This is a genomic window from Prochlorococcus marinus str. MIT 1013, assembly GCF_027359395.1.
Lineage (GTDB): Bacteria > Cyanobacteriota > Cyanobacteriia > PCC-6307 > Cyanobiaceae > Prochlorococcus_B > Prochlorococcus_B marinus_E.
In genome coordinates, this window is sequence record NZ_CP114778.1 from 621,242 (window position 1) to 636,064 (window position 14,823).

The 14,823-nt window shown below is 35.3% G+C and carries 17 protein-coding genes and 1 tRNA gene; 8 read left to right on the forward strand and 10 right to left on the reverse strand.

Translation table 11 applies throughout. The features are described from left to right. Positions 1 to 98: 98 nt before the first annotated feature. From O5633_RS04160 to O5633_RS04170, 3 genes are all read left to right on the forward strand, one after another. A complete protein-coding gene (locus tag O5633_RS04160) occupies positions 99 to 374 on the forward strand; it encodes a hypothetical protein (RefSeq protein WP_269610846.1) in 276 nt (91 codons plus the stop codon). 200 nt (positions 375 to 574) lie between these two features. Next, entirely contained in the window at positions 575 to 850 is a 276-nt protein-coding gene (locus tag O5633_RS04165; protein ID WP_269610847.1) for a hypothetical protein, read from the forward strand. A 104-nt stretch (positions 851 to 954) separates the two neighbouring features. Continuing rightward, positions 955 to 1,098 carry a hypothetical protein gene (locus tag O5633_RS04170; protein ID WP_187152606.1) on the forward strand — a complete coding sequence of 48 codons (144 nt, stop codon included), beginning with the start codon at positions 955 to 957 and terminating at the stop codon, positions 1,096 to 1,098. A gap of 432 nt (positions 1,099 to 1,530) precedes the next feature. On the opposite strand, the gene O5633_RS04175 is transcribed toward O5633_RS04170, so the two are convergent. The 6 genes from O5633_RS04175 to O5633_RS04200 all read right to left on the reverse strand — a co-directional run bounded on the left by O5633_RS04175 (position 1,531) and on the right by O5633_RS04200 (position 4,939). Beyond that, entirely contained in the window at positions 1,531 to 3,075 is a 1,545-nt protein-coding gene (locus O5633_RS04175) for a SulP family inorganic anion transporter (RefSeq protein ID WP_269610848.1), read from the reverse strand. A gap of 79 nt (positions 3,076 to 3,154) precedes the next feature. After that, positions 3,155 to 3,334: a hypothetical protein gene (locus O5633_RS04180; protein WP_269610849.1), complete on the reverse strand. Its 180-nt coding sequence runs from the start codon at positions 3,332 to 3,334 to the stop codon at positions 3,155 to 3,157. Positions 3,335 to 3,449: 115 nt separating this feature from the next. Continuing rightward, a complete protein-coding gene (locus O5633_RS04185) occupies positions 3,450 to 3,746 on the reverse strand; it encodes a DUF3303 domain-containing protein (RefSeq protein WP_269610850.1) in 297 nt (98 codons plus the stop codon). Between the two features lie 37 nt (positions 3,747 to 3,783). Continuing rightward, the gene (locus O5633_RS04190; protein WP_269610852.1) at positions 3,784 to 4,107 is read right to left on the reverse strand and encodes a hypothetical protein; all 324 of its coding nucleotides are present in this window, start codon (positions 4,105 to 4,107) and stop codon (positions 3,784 to 3,786) included. Positions 4,108 to 4,465: 358 nt separating this feature from the next. Further along, the gene (locus O5633_RS04195) at positions 4,466 to 4,786 is read right to left on the reverse strand and encodes a hypothetical protein (RefSeq protein WP_269610853.1); all 321 of its coding nucleotides are present in this window, start codon (positions 4,784 to 4,786) and stop codon (positions 4,466 to 4,468) included. Positions 4,787 to 4,867: 81 nt separating this feature from the next. Further along, positions 4,868 to 4,939: transfer RNA gene (locus O5633_RS04200), tRNA-Lys, on the reverse strand. 211 nt (positions 4,940 to 5,150) lie between these two features. On the opposite strand from O5633_RS04200, the gene trmFO reads away from it, so the two are divergent. Both trmFO and crtH read left to right on the forward strand, forming a co-directional pair. Continuing rightward, positions 5,151 to 6,554 carry an FADH(2)-oxidizing methylenetetrahydrofolate--tRNA-(uracil(54)-C(5))-methyltransferase TrmFO gene (trmFO, locus tag O5633_RS04205; protein WP_269610854.1) on the forward strand — a complete coding sequence of 468 codons (1,404 nt, stop codon included), beginning with the start codon at positions 5,151 to 5,153 and terminating at the stop codon, positions 6,552 to 6,554. A 15-nt stretch (positions 6,555 to 6,569) separates the two neighbouring features. Continuing rightward, a complete protein-coding gene (crtH, locus tag O5633_RS04210) occupies positions 6,570 to 8,132 on the forward strand; it encodes a carotenoid isomerase (protein ID WP_269610855.1) in 1,563 nt (520 codons plus the stop codon). A gap of 22 nt (positions 8,133 to 8,154) precedes the next feature. Here crtH and O5633_RS04215 read toward each other — a convergent pair whose 3' ends face one another. Then, the gene (locus tag O5633_RS04215; RefSeq protein WP_269610856.1) at positions 8,155 to 8,919 is read right to left on the reverse strand and encodes a response regulator transcription factor; all 765 of its coding nucleotides are present in this window, start codon (positions 8,917 to 8,919) and stop codon (positions 8,155 to 8,157) included. Positions 8,920 to 9,007: 88 nt separating this feature from the next. Between O5633_RS04215 and O5633_RS04220 the strand changes: the two genes are divergently transcribed. Continuing rightward, the gene (locus tag O5633_RS04220; RefSeq protein WP_269610857.1) at positions 9,008 to 9,277 is read left to right on the forward strand and encodes a DUF6761 family protein; all 270 of its coding nucleotides are present in this window, start codon (positions 9,008 to 9,010) and stop codon (positions 9,275 to 9,277) included. A gap of 19 nt (positions 9,278 to 9,296) precedes the next feature. Here O5633_RS04220 and grxD read toward each other — a convergent pair whose 3' ends face one another. From grxD to O5633_RS04235, 3 genes are all read right to left on the reverse strand, one after another. Continuing rightward, positions 9,297 to 9,620 carry a Grx4 family monothiol glutaredoxin gene (gene grxD, locus O5633_RS04225; protein ID WP_269610858.1) on the reverse strand — a complete coding sequence of 108 codons (324 nt, stop codon included), beginning with the start codon at positions 9,618 to 9,620 and terminating at the stop codon, positions 9,297 to 9,299. A 10-nt stretch (positions 9,621 to 9,630) separates the two neighbouring features. Beyond that, positions 9,631 to 9,861: a BolA family protein gene (locus tag O5633_RS04230; RefSeq protein ID WP_269610859.1), complete on the reverse strand. Its 231-nt coding sequence runs from the start codon at positions 9,859 to 9,861 to the stop codon at positions 9,631 to 9,633. Positions 9,862 to 9,939: 78 nt separating this feature from the next. Further along, positions 9,940 to 10,620, reverse strand: a complete 681-nt coding sequence (locus tag O5633_RS04235; RefSeq protein WP_269610860.1) for a lysophospholipid acyltransferase family protein — start codon at positions 10,618 to 10,620, stop codon at positions 9,940 to 9,942. Between the two features lie 137 nt (positions 10,621 to 10,757). On the opposite strand from O5633_RS04235, the gene O5633_RS04240 reads away from it, so the two are divergent. Both O5633_RS04240 and O5633_RS04245 read left to right on the forward strand, forming a co-directional pair. Further along, entirely contained in the window at positions 10,758 to 11,495 is a 738-nt protein-coding gene (locus tag O5633_RS04240) for a pyridoxine 5'-phosphate synthase (RefSeq protein ID WP_269610861.1), read from the forward strand. Positions 11,496 to 11,522: 27 nt separating this feature from the next. Next, complete coding sequence (locus O5633_RS04245; RefSeq protein ID WP_269610862.1) at positions 11,523 to 14,816, forward strand: exodeoxyribonuclease V subunit gamma; 3,294 nt, start codon at positions 11,523 to 11,525, stop codon at positions 14,814 to 14,816. The last annotated feature ends 7 nt before the right edge of the window (positions 14,817 to 14,823 follow it).

Here is a 14,823-nt window from a genome sequence, read left to right on the forward strand (position 1 = left end):
ATTAACTGTTATTTCAATACAAAAAAACAAGACATCAAATAGATACCCTTTAACATTGCTAGTATTATGAGTTAATCTAAGGAAAAGACAAACAGTTAATGATGGTGAGGAAACTAGGACAATATGGTGGCTACTTACTAAGTGGAATATTAATAGCATGGCTAATAAACCCGATAGCAGCTTTAGCTTTTATTGAGTTCTTTCTTAAAATGACTTTATTAATATCTATTCCAGTTTCCGGAGCTTATCTTCTTGACAAAGTTATCCTTTTAAAATATCAAAAAGTATGGAATATACTTCTTCCGTCATGGATAATAATAAGTATGTATATCAGTTTTAAGCTAGTTAAATTAATAGAAAGCCTTATTAATTAAATACTTAAAGCTTTAAAAAAAATAAATAAGTTAATTTTGTTTTTTTCTTATCTAAACGGATATTTTAATCCTAGTTAAAGGCATTAATCTATTAAAAAACTTGAGTAGCATGAACCCTAAACAATGCATATGGAAAATTCATAGCATTTCTAGAAGTTAAAATATCCAGCCTTAGCGATGAAATTCATGCTTTATGGATAATGATTAATACAGCTATAAATTCGAAAAACATGGAGCTTACTTTCCTTACAGCAATATTTTTTCCTGATTATGGTTATCAAGGCATACCTTGGGATTTGTATTTACTTCATTTATTTTTCTTTGCGATTGTAATTCCATTTCATGTAATCATTTTTGCTGCTCGTAGTGCGCAGACCGTAAAGCCTAACGGTGTAAAGGACTGGCTCAAGTGGGAAACCAATGCAACTAAAGACGACTCAGCTTCAATGTTTCCAAACAAATTCCCTACCGCTTAACCTTTGCAAAAGCCTTTAAAAAGTGTCTGAATTTATCAAGGTGCTACAACTTCATTAAATTTGGGCAATTTTAGGTTTATATATATACCTGCTTCTAAAAAAAAATGCTTCATTTGCCATTCTTAACCTTTGCTTTGGGAGGAGGAAGCCTCTCAGCAACAATCGTCGGTGTTGTATCCCTTGTTCTCTTTGGACTTGTTGGTGTAATAGCAGGACCAAATCTATCTAAATTTGATTCTGAAGCTTAGGTATAGATAGCCAATAGACAAATCTATTAGCTAGATTTCCTAAAATAAATGTCTTGTAGATTTTCAAAATCTATTTTGGAAATCAATTTCTTTAATAAAAATCAAAGTTCATCAAGTTAATCTTGTCTTGATGAATTTTTTTTTGGCTTAGATTAAATTAATTAGCAGAAAAACCACATCGAATCTATTCCAAAATTTATATCCGCTATCAGGAATCAAAAAAACTCAAGTCTTCAAAGGAAGCATAGATAAGTAAAACTTATAGATCGTATGATTATTGGAAATAATACTTGATTAGTCATAGCGCTAGCTTATACATTTATGAGTATAAAAATTTGCTGGGTGTAGTTTAAATGGAAATGAATCCTTACAAGCCTTTAATACAAGCTATAAAAAAAATCTACAAGAATTTCAAGTAAGAGATTAGAAATTTTAGTGTGCAGATTTAAATTCTCCCCCTCTTCCTCCAGCTTCTGATGCTTGCCCTATTCGTGAAAATAAATTTAAGCTTTCATCATTCAAATTAATTACTTCAACCTCAGATCCCCCTAATTTTATTCTCCTGATTACTTGGTCAAGAACAGTTACACCGCTTTGGTCCCAAATATGAGCTTCGGCCATATCGATTGTAATTTTTTTAGGATGTTCGTGAAGTTCAAACCCTTGTCTAAAGTAAATACTACTAACAAAGAATAATTGACCTTTAACTTTATAAACTCTGTGGTCTTCACCATTTAAAGAAGACTCAACCTTAATAACTTTGGCAACCTTTCTACTAAACAATATAGCTGCAAGTCCAACGCCTGAAAGGAGACCTAAGGCCAAGTTATGTGTAATAACAGTTACAAAGACAGTTAAAATCATAACTGAACTATCGCTTCGAGGAATGCGGCGTATATCTTTAATTGAGATCCAATTAGCAGTATTAATTGCAATCATTATCATGACTCCAACCAATGTTGCCATTGGTATTTGATTTACCCAATCTTTAGCCGCAAGAATCATTGCTATCAAACAGACACCAGAACTTAATGTTGAAAGACGAGTTTTCCCCCCATAGCCCACATTCATAACCGATTGTCCAACCAAAGCACATCCAGCCATACCTCCAAAGAGCGAACTAACAATATTTCCTATACCTTGCCCTCGAGCCTCAACATTTTTATTTGTACTTTTATCAGTCATATCATCAAGAATATCTTGAGTGAGAAATGTCTCCATAAGGCCAACCAAAGAAATTGCTAGAGCTGTTGGAAGTATTAAACCAAGTGTTTCAAAATTAAATGGAACTTTTGGAAGACCGAAGCCAGGTAATCCATTAGGAAGAATTCCTAAATTCGATACAGTTGGAACATTTAAATTAAATCCAATAGAAATTGCAGTGCAAATAAAAATGGCAACTAATGCAGATGGCAAAAGCTTGGTAACTTTTGGCAGCAAATATATAATTAGCAAGGTTAATATGGTCAAACCCCAAACCGCAGGTACTTGGCCTGCAGTAACTACTTTCGAAGAGTGTGCTAAGTCAATCCCCAAATGAGGCAATTGAGCAAGGAAGATTAAAATAGCCAAACCATTCACAAAACCATCCATAACAGGTTGAGGGACAAATCTCATCTGATGTGCAAGTCTTAAATACCCCCAAGCAATCTGAAGAACTCCCGTAAGCAATCCGGCAGCCAAAAGGTATTGCAAACCAAGGCCAGGGCTTATATTTTCTCCTTGTTGAACAATCCCAGTCATCAAAAGAGCAGTTGAACCAGTTACAGAGGTAATCATTGCCATTCTTCCCCCGAAAATTGCGAGGGTTACAGAAAGCAAAAAAGCACCAAACAATCCAACTCTTGGATCAACACCAGCAATACCAGAAAAAGCTATAGCCTCTGGAATCATTGCGAATGCAACCACAAGCCCGGCCAGGACATCGCGAGAAGGAGATACAATTCTCTCCTTTGCTAATAAATTGTTCAATTTCAAAACTACTCTTCTACCATCCTGCCTTATTAGACCTGAGAATTCATATTAGTAAGAAGATCTGCTTACTAATATGAATAAATCAATCAGATTCATCTTTCTTTTCAATGAATGAATCCATCAACTTTTTGTATTCATTCTCTCTTGAGCTTTTTGCAAAGCCGATAATAAAAACGATAGACGATACTAATATTAAGGCTAGTATTGTCGGACTAAGACCCATTTCACTAGCAGTCAAAGCAAAGAAAAAATGAGCTATCATTAAATAAAAATATACTTAATAAAATACTAAGTTGAATAGCACAATCTTTAAAGTTTTTTAGACAGAAGTTTATTTTTTATATAAATTAAATCCAGTTAATAAAAGAAAATTATATCTATTGTTCTTTTATTAAATTAACAAACTCTTCAGTAGTTAAGGCAGGTTTATACTCCCAAGTCATTCCGAATTTATCTCTCCAGGATCCAAAAACCTTAAATAAAATTGATGCACTTGAGGCCCTACAAATGATAACTCCTGTTCCATCTTGTGGCGTATGAGCCCATGCAATCCTCTCATAGCCATCAATAAGATCCGCAGATTTTCCACTTTCAACATAATCTACAAATGCTTCCGATGAATAATTTTGATCTTCAGATGATTCGAACTTCCAAGTAACTACATACAACTGCATTTCTTATTTTTCGAAGGTTTTTTATTCTATCTGAGAATCATTTTTTATTCCTAAATCCAGGCTCAAATTGTCTCCTTGCTGCCTGTGTTCTAAGTATTAACTGCCTTCCAGAACTAGATAAAGTGAACCTCAAAGCTTTGCCAGATTTAAACATTGCCTCTCCTATTGCCTTTGTTCTAGATAATTCAATTTGGTATGCCCTAGAAACGGCTCTCTCAGCATCAACGTTTGCCAACTTTGCCTGTTGGGCTAAACGTTTAGTTTTTGATTTCGGAATGACTGAAAGTTCGCTTTCAGGTTCTGCCCACCTCCATAACCAATTAGAATTGGATTTTATAATCGAAGAAGATTTCTTAACCATACCTCCATTTCCATAAGACGAAGAGGCTTGTTACCTCACAAAGACCCTAACCGCTGCAGGTAAAAAAAAAGGATTAAGAGTGCAAAAAAAAATGAAAGTTAAAAAAGTGCTTAAGAATACAAAACTAAAAAATAAAGTTGTCAGAAAACTAAAAAGTCAAATATATAAATTAAATTATTGTCCTTTGTTTACTGATTAAAATTTAAAGGGTAAATCCATTAAAGCCCAAATATACAAAGATATATTTAATGCAATCGCAGCGCCAACTGTAAGTTTCTTCATACTAAAGTGAATTCCTATATTATTAATTCAGCAATAAAATTTCTATTGAGAAAGTATTTATATTCTCATCCACACATTAATCATTGTCCTTATGTGGCTTTTCAGGAAGGAAAAGAAGTCCTGACCTGCAATCATCAAGAATTTCTCTGACTTGAGCTAATTTTGAATCAAGCACTTGGTCAGTATTGATAGAGATCCAAACAGGTTTTATCAATTCATTATTGGTTCCAAGTCTTACCCGAGCTCCAAACCAATTTGCATGTGAAGGTATTGAGGCTCTGCATTTTATTTCATTAATAGTTAAATCAATCTTCCTCTCGATAAGCCAATCTTCTACAACAATCAAATTAGTAAAACTATTCAACCCAGCATTTACTGATGTAAAACCAGCAATCAAAAAGATCAAAAAAAAATAATTCTTCAAAAATTCAGAAGTAATTATTACTTCAGTTTATCTAGAAATAGTCCTAAACAGAAATGGGTCGCCTGAGATTCGAACTCAGGACCAGCCGGTTAAAAGCCGGATGCTCTACCACTGAGCTAGCGACCCTTTAATAGACCAATACTAATAGTCCAATATGAAAAATATCACGTTGTCGAAGCATTAACTGCCTTAATGTTCCTTTTTGAGGACTAAAAAACAATTTAAAGATATTTTTTTTACTCCCTCATTGATTTTTAGATATTTCTGAAGTCTTAATAAATAGTTGAGGAGAATGAGAATACTATGTAATTAAGCTAAAAAAAATGCACACTACAGTTTGACTGAAGATTCTACGGTAACAGTAATAGGTGCTGGTCTAGCAGGCTCAGAAGCTGCATGGCAAATAGCAAGTGCTGGAATCAAAGTAAATCTTTATGAAATGCGACCAAAGAAGAAATCTCCGGCGCATCACTCACCGGAATTCGCAGAACTCGTTTGCAGCAATAGCTTTGGAGCGCTTAGTAGTGATAGAGCCGCAGGTCTTTTACAAGAAGAGTTAAGAAAATTAAAATCTATTGTAATTTCAAAAGCTGATCAACACGCTGTTCCAGCAGGAGGAGCACTTGCAGTAGACAGAAGTCAATTCAGCCTATCAATCACAAATGAACTTTCCTCTCATCCCCTAATAAGAATCATTAGAGATGAATGTCCGTGTCTACCAAATGCTCAACAAATAACAATTTTAGCCACAGGTCCTTTAACAAGCGAATCGCTTGCTGAAGACATAAAAAAATTCACAGGAGAAAATGAATGTCATTTTTTTGATGCTGCTAGTCCAATAATTACTGGTGAAAGCATAGATTTTTCAACAGCATTTCGGGCAAGTAGATACGACAAAGGCGATGCTGATTACGTTAATTGTCCGATGAATGAAGAATCATATTTAAGATTTCACTCTGAGTTGATCAAAGCTGAACAAGCTGAATTAAAGGCTTTTGAAAAAGAATCTGCTACTTTTTTTGAAGGCTGCCTTCCTATTGAAGAGCTTGCGAAAAGAGGTCTAGAGACTATGCGTTTTGGCCCATTAAAGCCCATCGGGCTATGGGATCCTAGATGGGGAGATGTAAATAATAAAAGCCTTCGGAGACTTAAAAGAGCTCATGCAGTCGTTCAATTAAGAAAAGAAGATAAGGCAGGTCAATTATGGAATCTCGTTGGTTTTCAAACAAATTTAAAATGGGGCGAGCAAAAACGTGTGTTCAGGATGATTCCTGGCTTGTCAAATGCAGAATTTATTCGCTTGGGAGTAATGCATAGAAATACTTTTCTTGAATCTCCAAAGTTATTAGAGCCAACACTTCAGTTCATAAATAGAAAAACTTTATTTGCTGCTGGACAACTCACAGGTACAGAAGGGTATGCTGCTGCTATTGCTGGAGGTTGGTTGGCTGGAACTAACGCTGCATTGTTGGCAAAGGGACTAAATACAATTACTTTGCCATCGTCTACAATGATTGGAGCATTGACAAACTTTGTCAGCAATAGTCAAGCAAGCTTACGAGTTCAAAATAAAAAAAACTTTCAACCTATGCCAGCTAATTTTGGATTACTACCTGAACTCGATAATAGAGTTCACAACAAACGTGAACGATACAAAGAGTATAGAAATAGAGCTTTGAGTCAAATAACAAAGTTAAGAGACACTTTAACAAATAAAAACTCTGTTTACTCGGCCATTTAAAAATTTCTGTACATCATGACTCAATTAACAAATAAACCTAAAGGCTCTCGCCACTGGGATTCAATAGTTATTGGTTCAGGTCTGGGTGGATTAGTGACTGCTAGTCAACTGGCCAGCAAGGGTGCAAAAGTCCTTGTGTTGGAACAATATAAAATCCCTGGTGGAAGTGGTGGTTCATTTAAGAGGAAAGGGTTTACTTTTGATGTTGGCGCATCTATGATTTTTGGTTTTGGTGATAAGGGGTACACCAATTTACTAACTCGAGCACTCAAAGATGTTGGACAAGAATGTGAAACGATTCCAGACCCAACACAATTGGCATATCATCTACCTAATCAGTTAGAAATTACAGTTGATAGAGATTATAAAAAATTTGTTACTAAGCTAATTGATTTGTTTCCCCATGAAGAGAAAGGAATAAATCATTTCTACGAAACATGCTGGGATGTTTTTAATTGTCTAGATTCGATGCCTTTACTTTCAATAGAGGACCCAAGATATCTAATGAAAGTTTTTTTTAAATCACCTTTATCATGCCTAGGACTCGCTAGATGGTTACCAGTTAATGCAGGAGATGTTGCTAGACGATATATCAAAGACCCCGCACTCTTAAAATTTATAGATATTGAATGCTTTTGCTGGTCTGTTATGCCCGCCGACTTAACTCCTATGATAAATGCAGGAATGGTTTTTTCGGATAGACATTATGGAGGTATTAACTATCCAAAAGGAGGCGTTGGTATTATTGCAGAAAAGTTAGTAAAAGGAATTGAAAGCTTTAATGGAGAAATTAGATATAAAGCAAAAGTTAAAAAAATAATTTTTGAGAACGGAACGGCAATAGGTGTTTTACTAGATAATGGTGAAGAAATTTTTAGTAAAACAATAGTCTCTAATGCAACAAGATGGGATACTTTTGGTGGCCAAGGAATCAATGATCCACTTGTAGAACCAGATAGAACCCCACCAGCAGAGACGAAATGGGAAAATAGATATATACCTTCTCCTTCATTTTTATCTCTACATTTGGGAGTAAGTAAAGATTCTATTCCTTCGAATACACATTGCCACCATTTGCTTCTCGATACATGGGAAGAGATGGAATATGAACAAGGAGTTACTTTTCTTTCAATTCCAACTCTATTAGATCCATCATTAGCACCTTCAGATAGCCATATTGTTCATGCCTTTACTCCTTCTTCAATGGATTGTTGGGAAGGATTAAACAACAAAGAATATCTTGAGAAGAAAAAAGAAGATGGAAATAAAGTTATTTCAAAGTTAGAAAAACTATTTCCAAACCTCAGTCAAAATATTTTACACAAGGAGATAGGGAGTCCACGAACACACAAAAGGTTTCTTTCTAGAAACAAAGGAAGTTATGGTCCAATTCCTTCAATGAGATTACCTGGCCTTCTTCCTATGCCATTTAATACTACAAAGATAAAAGGACTCTATTGTGTTGGTGATTCTTGTTTCCCTGGTCAAGGGTTAAATGCTGTGGCCTTTAGCGGATATGCCTGCGCACACATAATTGGCACAAAACTGGGGATGAACAAATGGGAACTTCCAAAATAACTTATTAAAATCTTACTAAAAGTTATGAAGGAAGGTTATCAAGGCTAAACCTGTAACCTTGCTGACGAACAGTTGTAATTCCTCCTCCATCACCGAGACCTGCTTGTTCTAGTTTTCTTCGAAGCGTCAAAACCTGCGTATCAACAGAACGAGGTCCACCACTAAATGGAGGCCAAGCCATTCTAAGTAGCTCATGGCGGCTTCTTACCATTCCAGGTGGCATCAACAGGGCACACAACAAAGCAAATTCCCTAGGACTCAGTTCGACAGGCTTTTCTCGCAAGGTGACTTGCCTGAGGAGAAGGTGAACCTCAAGAGGACCAACCGCGACACGTTCTTGCAAACCAATTCTTCCTCTTTTAAGTAAAGTTCTGCATCTAGCAGCTAATTCTTCTAGGCCAAAAGGTTTCCTTAAAACATCATCGGCTCCATCATCTAAAAGGCCAACAACGGGTTCAACTCCTGTTCTTGCTGTTAGAACGATCACAGAACATCCCAATTGTTGTGCAAGTCGAAGAGCTGAACTTTTTTCCAATATCTCAGCACTAACTAATAAATCTGGTGATTGGTCACGACAAAGGTCAACTGCCTCCTCAGCAGAACCTACTGCTGCGGCCAGCTGTCCATCTTGCCTGAGCCTTTGAACCAAAACAGTCCTGAGAGTTGGATGTGGTTCTACAACAAGCACCTTGGAGGGTGATTGCGTGGTTGCTTGAATAGGAGAAGAACCTGAGGAGGATCCTTGAATTTGCTCAGTAGCAAGCTGATCTGCAGGTATTAATGTCACAACTTATAAAAGTAGACCCTTAGACTAGAGAAGATATTAAAGCAAACTGTTCGCTGACTATCAAGAATAATCAGTGTCTTAGCAAACCATGACATCTTTTGATTCTCCAGAGGCAATAAAACACTTCCAATCAATTTGCGATGCCTGTCAAGAGTTAACGAGTCGATACCACAGTCCATCTGAGCTTAGGATCTATGCAGATGGATATTTGCATTCTCTCAGGAATTGCAAGAGATTACCCTCTAGGGACCAAGAGAAATTAGAAGCATTAATTGATAGATGGATCATGGATCCTTCCAGCTTTATTGGTCCAGATGGTGATATTAATAACCTCTTTTTTCAAAAAGAATCTCGATAAGAATCAAAAAAGTGACAAGTTATGAAGCAAGTGCAATTTCTAACTTTTCTTTCAATTCCCCAGAGTTATACATGCTTATCAATATATCTGAACCACCCATAAATTCTCCTTTTAAATAGACTTGAGGTATTGTCGGCCAATTTGAATATTCTTTTATACCTTCCCGAATTTCCATATCTGAAAGCACATCAAAAGTTTCAAAGCTCATCCCCAATGAATTAAGAATTTGAACAACATTGTTAGAAAAACCACATTGTGGCATCAACTTATTGCCTTTCATAAAAACAAATATCGGTTCTGACTTGATTAAGAGTTCAATCTTTGAACGAGTGTTAGGATCCATGACGGAAAAATTAATGAGGGATTGAGGTTTTCAAGGCCAAAGCATGAATTGTTTCGGTTTTCAATTCATTTTTTAAAGCACCATAAACAAGTTGATGTTGTTGTACAAGTGATAAACCTGAGAATTTTGCAGATACTACATTTACTTCCAGATGATCACCTCCTCCCAAATCTTTTACATCAATTTGAGCATCTGGAAGTGATTGCTTTATTAAAAGAGTAACTTCTTTGGCTGTAATCATTTTCAAATAAAAAATTAAAGTGAATTAGGAGGAAATAAATTCAATGTGACTGCTAGAAAATCAATTAAAGAAATTATATTATCCTCTACCAACAGCTAACAAAGCCGATTGTTCAGCAGCTCGCATACTTTTAGAGAGTGCAATATTGAAATCATTTGTAGATTTATTAAAATTTCTAGAAACGATTATTGGTTTAGCAAAACAAATTGATGCCGATCCATAAAACTTAGGAATAACATCGCTGTAGGCCAAACCGACTGGAACAATTTTAATTTCTAAACCTTTGTTAGATGCTAGTTGAGCCAGGCGAATCAACCCTTTTTTTAGTTTTACAGGTTCGCCAAATCGATTTATTTTTCCTTCTGGGAATACAACCAACTGCTGACTTGAAATCAACAAATCTACGGCATATCTAAGAGTAGTTAAAGAAGGTCTTCCTTGATCAATGGGGAAACAACCTAACCTATTCAAGAACCATCCTTGTATCCCTTTCATCTCTGATCGGGTGACCATGTATCTGCAGTCTCTATATGTAATTCTTCTCCCAGCTGCCATAGTCAGCATCAAAGCATCCCATCTAGATCTATGAGTAGGAGCAAGAACAACAGAACCGCTTAAAGGTAAATTCTCACCACCAAGAACTATTCTTCTTCGAAAAAAATTGTTCAACGCAAAATCTTGAGTTACCAACATCGCCAATCGACTCCAAAAAGGATCAACCCCGAGACATATTTTTTTTTCTCTATGAAGAAAGGGCAAAAATCCCTCAGTAACAAACTATCTAATGAAGTTAACTCCGAAAGCTTTATTATTAATAGTCGCACTGGGCAGTTACTCCAGCGGCTAAACCTTATTTTGCTTTTGATGAATAGAATCAGAATATATTTTAAATACCTATGGCAAGTCTTGGAGTAAACATTGATCACATAGCAAATGTTCGAGAAGCTCGTAAGACATTCGAACCTGATCCAGTAACAATGGCTCTTTTAGCGGAATTAGGCGGAGCTGACGGCATAACAGTTCACCTTAGGGAAGATAGAAGACACATACAAAATAGAGATCTATTTCTTTTAAAAGAGACTGTGCATTCACGCTTAAATCTGGAAATGGCTGCTACTGAGGAAATGACTTCAATAGCACTTAAGACGAAGCCAGATCTCGTTACATTAGTTCCAGAGAAAAGGGAAGAAGTCACTACAGAAGGAGGACTCGATGTAATTAAACACAAAAAAAAATTAAAAGAAATAATTCAACTTTTATCTGATGCAAATATACCAGTGAGTCTTTTTGTAGATCCAATCCAAGAGCAGTTGGCAAATTGTGCTGAAGTAAAGGCCTCTTGGATTGAACTGCACACAGGTAAATATGCAGTCACTAAAAACCAAGCAAGACGTTTGGAATTATCCATTCTTAAAGAAAGCACTGCCAAAGCAAAATCCTATGGTTTGAGAGTAAACGCAGGGCATGGACTGACATATCAAAACGTTGAACCTATTGCAGCTATTGAAGGGATTGAAGAATTAAATATTGGCCATACAATTATTTCTAGAGCCCTTTCCGTAGGCCTATCTCAAGCGGTAAAAGAAATGAAAAGCCTAATTATCAATCCAAGGAAAGAGAACTTCTTAATTTAAAAATATGTTTAAATCGCATTTTGACTCTTGTTAACAATTTATCGAAGCAATAAAGCTGAATGGTTAGCAGAAATACTAGGACAAGAACTCCGGTTAAATCCTCCTGAAATAACAGAAGAAGTTAACATCATTGTAAGTACATGGCCATCAAGCAGATGGCTAAGTGAAAAACTTTCAATAATTAATAATATCAATGCATTAGTTAAATACCCCTTCCCTGGAACATATTTAAGAAGGTTAGTCAAGAGAATTATTGGTATTGATCCTAATGAAAAAGATCCATGGGAAAAGAATCATCTTGTTTGGGATATTTTAGAGTTTTTACCAGAATTAATGAAGAAAGAAGAAGCACAGATAATTAAATCCTGGCTGAAAAAAAGCGAAAAAGAAAATAAGCAAATCAATATGAATTCATGGGATCTAGCGAACAATATTGCAGAGATATTTGATGATTATATACTCTATAGACCTGAGATTATCAAGCAATGGTTAAGTAAGAAAAAAAAGAACGTAACGAGAGACATTAGTGTTAATAAAAATCTCCTTTGGCAAGAAATACTATTCAACTTATTACATGACAAGATTAATAAAGACCCCTTCTGTATTCAAGTCGAAAAGGCTATTAACGTTTTAAAGAAAGGTGATATTTCTAAACTCTCTTATCCAAAGAATCTATACATCTATGGGCTGAGCAGTATGGCACCATTGCAAATAGATTTAATTCAGGCATTCTCAAAAGTAATAAATATAAGAATTTATCTAATTTCCCCTTGTAATGATCTTTGGCAAAGATTAGAAACAAGAAGAATGCAATTTAGAAACACATGGAATACACCTCCTGACAGGCAATGGTTACTAGAATCTCCAAGACTTGAGGCCTTCCTTGGACGGATGGGTGCTGAATTTCAACAATTGCTAGAGGGAAGTGGGGAATATCAATTAGGGGAAAGAAATGAAGAAGATATTTTCTCTCTTACAGCAGATATCACTGCTAATAAAGGAAACAAACCAAATCTATTAGAACAACTACAACAAGAATTGTTATTCACAAAAAGTGGAAAAATTCTAACTAAAGAGAAATCTGACAAATCAATACTTTTCCTAAAATCTCCAGGGAAGTATCGCCAAGTGGAATTAATACGAGACCACATATTGCAGCTCTTCGCCCATAACAAGAAGCTACAACCCAGAGACATTTTAATAATGACACCACAAATTGATAGCTATGCGCCAATATTTTCCTCAGTATTTAATAATATAGATCATAATACCACTCAACTACCTTGGGTAATCACAGATAGAAGTCAAGAGGATAAAGTAGGTTTAATACATTTTGTGTTAAATCTGTTAGAGGTTTCTGCATCTCGTCTGACTGCATCAATTTTTGAAAACCTATTAAGTAATCCAGCATTACAAAAACAACAGCAAATAAGTAATGAAGAGGTGAGTGGCATAACCAAAAGTCTTCAATCCGCTGGCTTCACTTGGGGACTTGATTCCTCAGAAAGATTTGGGGAAGAAACCCACAGCCTTTGTTGGTGTTTAGAAAGATTTCTACTTGGTCTTGTTTTACCAGACGATCCAATTAATGGGATAAGAAATATCTCCCCATTTTCCGAAAACATTTCAAATACAGAGTTTATAAAAGTTTGGGGCATACTTTCAAAACTTTGCAATTATATCGATGAGCTCCGCAGTAAACGTTCATGTAAAAAATGGATAAAACTTATAACATCGCTCGTAAAGGATTTATTTGGAGATGGTGGAAAATGGGCATGGGAAGAACAACAACTACTAACTATTGTTAATAATTGGGGTCTCATAACAGATAATTGTGAACTAGAAATTGATTGTTTAGTAGTCAAAGACATTATTAGCAAAGCATTAAGTTCTTCAAATGGAAAATTTGGTCATAGGACAGGAAAAATTACGATCAGTGCCTTAGAACCGATGAGAGCAATCCCTCATCAAATCATCATCGTCATGGGACTAGAAAGTAGAACTTTTCCAAGAATAGACAATAGAAGAAGTTTTAATCTCCTAGAAAGGAAAAGAGAGCTTGGAGACCCTAACCAATATGACAAAGACCGCTATTCTTTATTAGAGGCTTTAATCTCAACTCGTCAAAATCTTTTACTTTCTTGGAATTCCAAAGATGAAAAGACAGGAGAAGATATTGAACCTCCAAGTCCTATTCAACAATGGCTGAATTACTTAAGAATCAAATTAGGAGCCAATATCTTTAAAGATATTCTTATTGAGCCACCAGCAAATCCTCTTGATCATTTCAACTTTATAAAAACCGAAAATTCACAAATCATGAGTTGTGATAGGAAGAATCTAGAAGCTAGAGAATGGATAGAAAAAGCAATACCGACTAAAAAGGTCTCACTAGGACTACCGATAAATTGGACAGAAGCAAACGGAAATAAATTAAAATCTTATTCTTTCGAAAAAATTAAAGAATGGTTACTCAATCCACAAATAACATGGTTAAAAGAGAATGAAATCCAATCAAAAGAATTTGTCAATCTTATTGAAGACAATGATTTACTCGAACTTTCTGAACTTGAAAGATATAAACTGCTTAAATATCGACTAGAAAATAGTGATCTCACAAAAGTTAATGACATAAAAAATAATAAAAATTACTGGCAAAAGACCTATTCTGGCAAAGGTGTTTTCCCCCCAAAAGGCTCTGGAATAATAGAGGAAGATCTTATTGAGGAGCGATGGAATAATTTAATATCAGCAATATATGCTACTGGTGAAATAACGAAAAAGAGTATAGAGATGCAAGAGCTAGAGGGTGATTTTTACTTTGGAGGGAAGAATTTAATACAGATTGAAGTTGGAAGTTTAAAATATAAAACTCTTATGAATGGATGGCTAAATCATTTATATTTATCTGCAAATAGTTCATTTAACTCTAAAACACTCATAATATCTAAAAAACTAGATTATAGAAAAAAAATCAACTTCACAGTGAGCAAGGAAATATTACCAATTGACGCTAAAGAAGCCTCTAAAACTCTAAGAGGAATCAATCTATTAGCAGTAGAAGGAAGAAAGAATTGTTGGCCCATACCACCAGAAAGTGGTCTGGCTTATGCCATTGCTAAAAACGAGCAGAATAAGAATGAGCAAGATTTATTTAAAAATAAATGGGAAGGCGATTTATATATGCAAGGAGAAAGAGAGAATTTAACAATGGAACTTTGCTTTGGCAAAGAATGCAAGGCCTCTACCTTTTTAGATAATGAATCATTCGATGATGTATTGATGAGTCTTTATGAACCACTTCTAAAAAAAACCAACTAATCTAGTT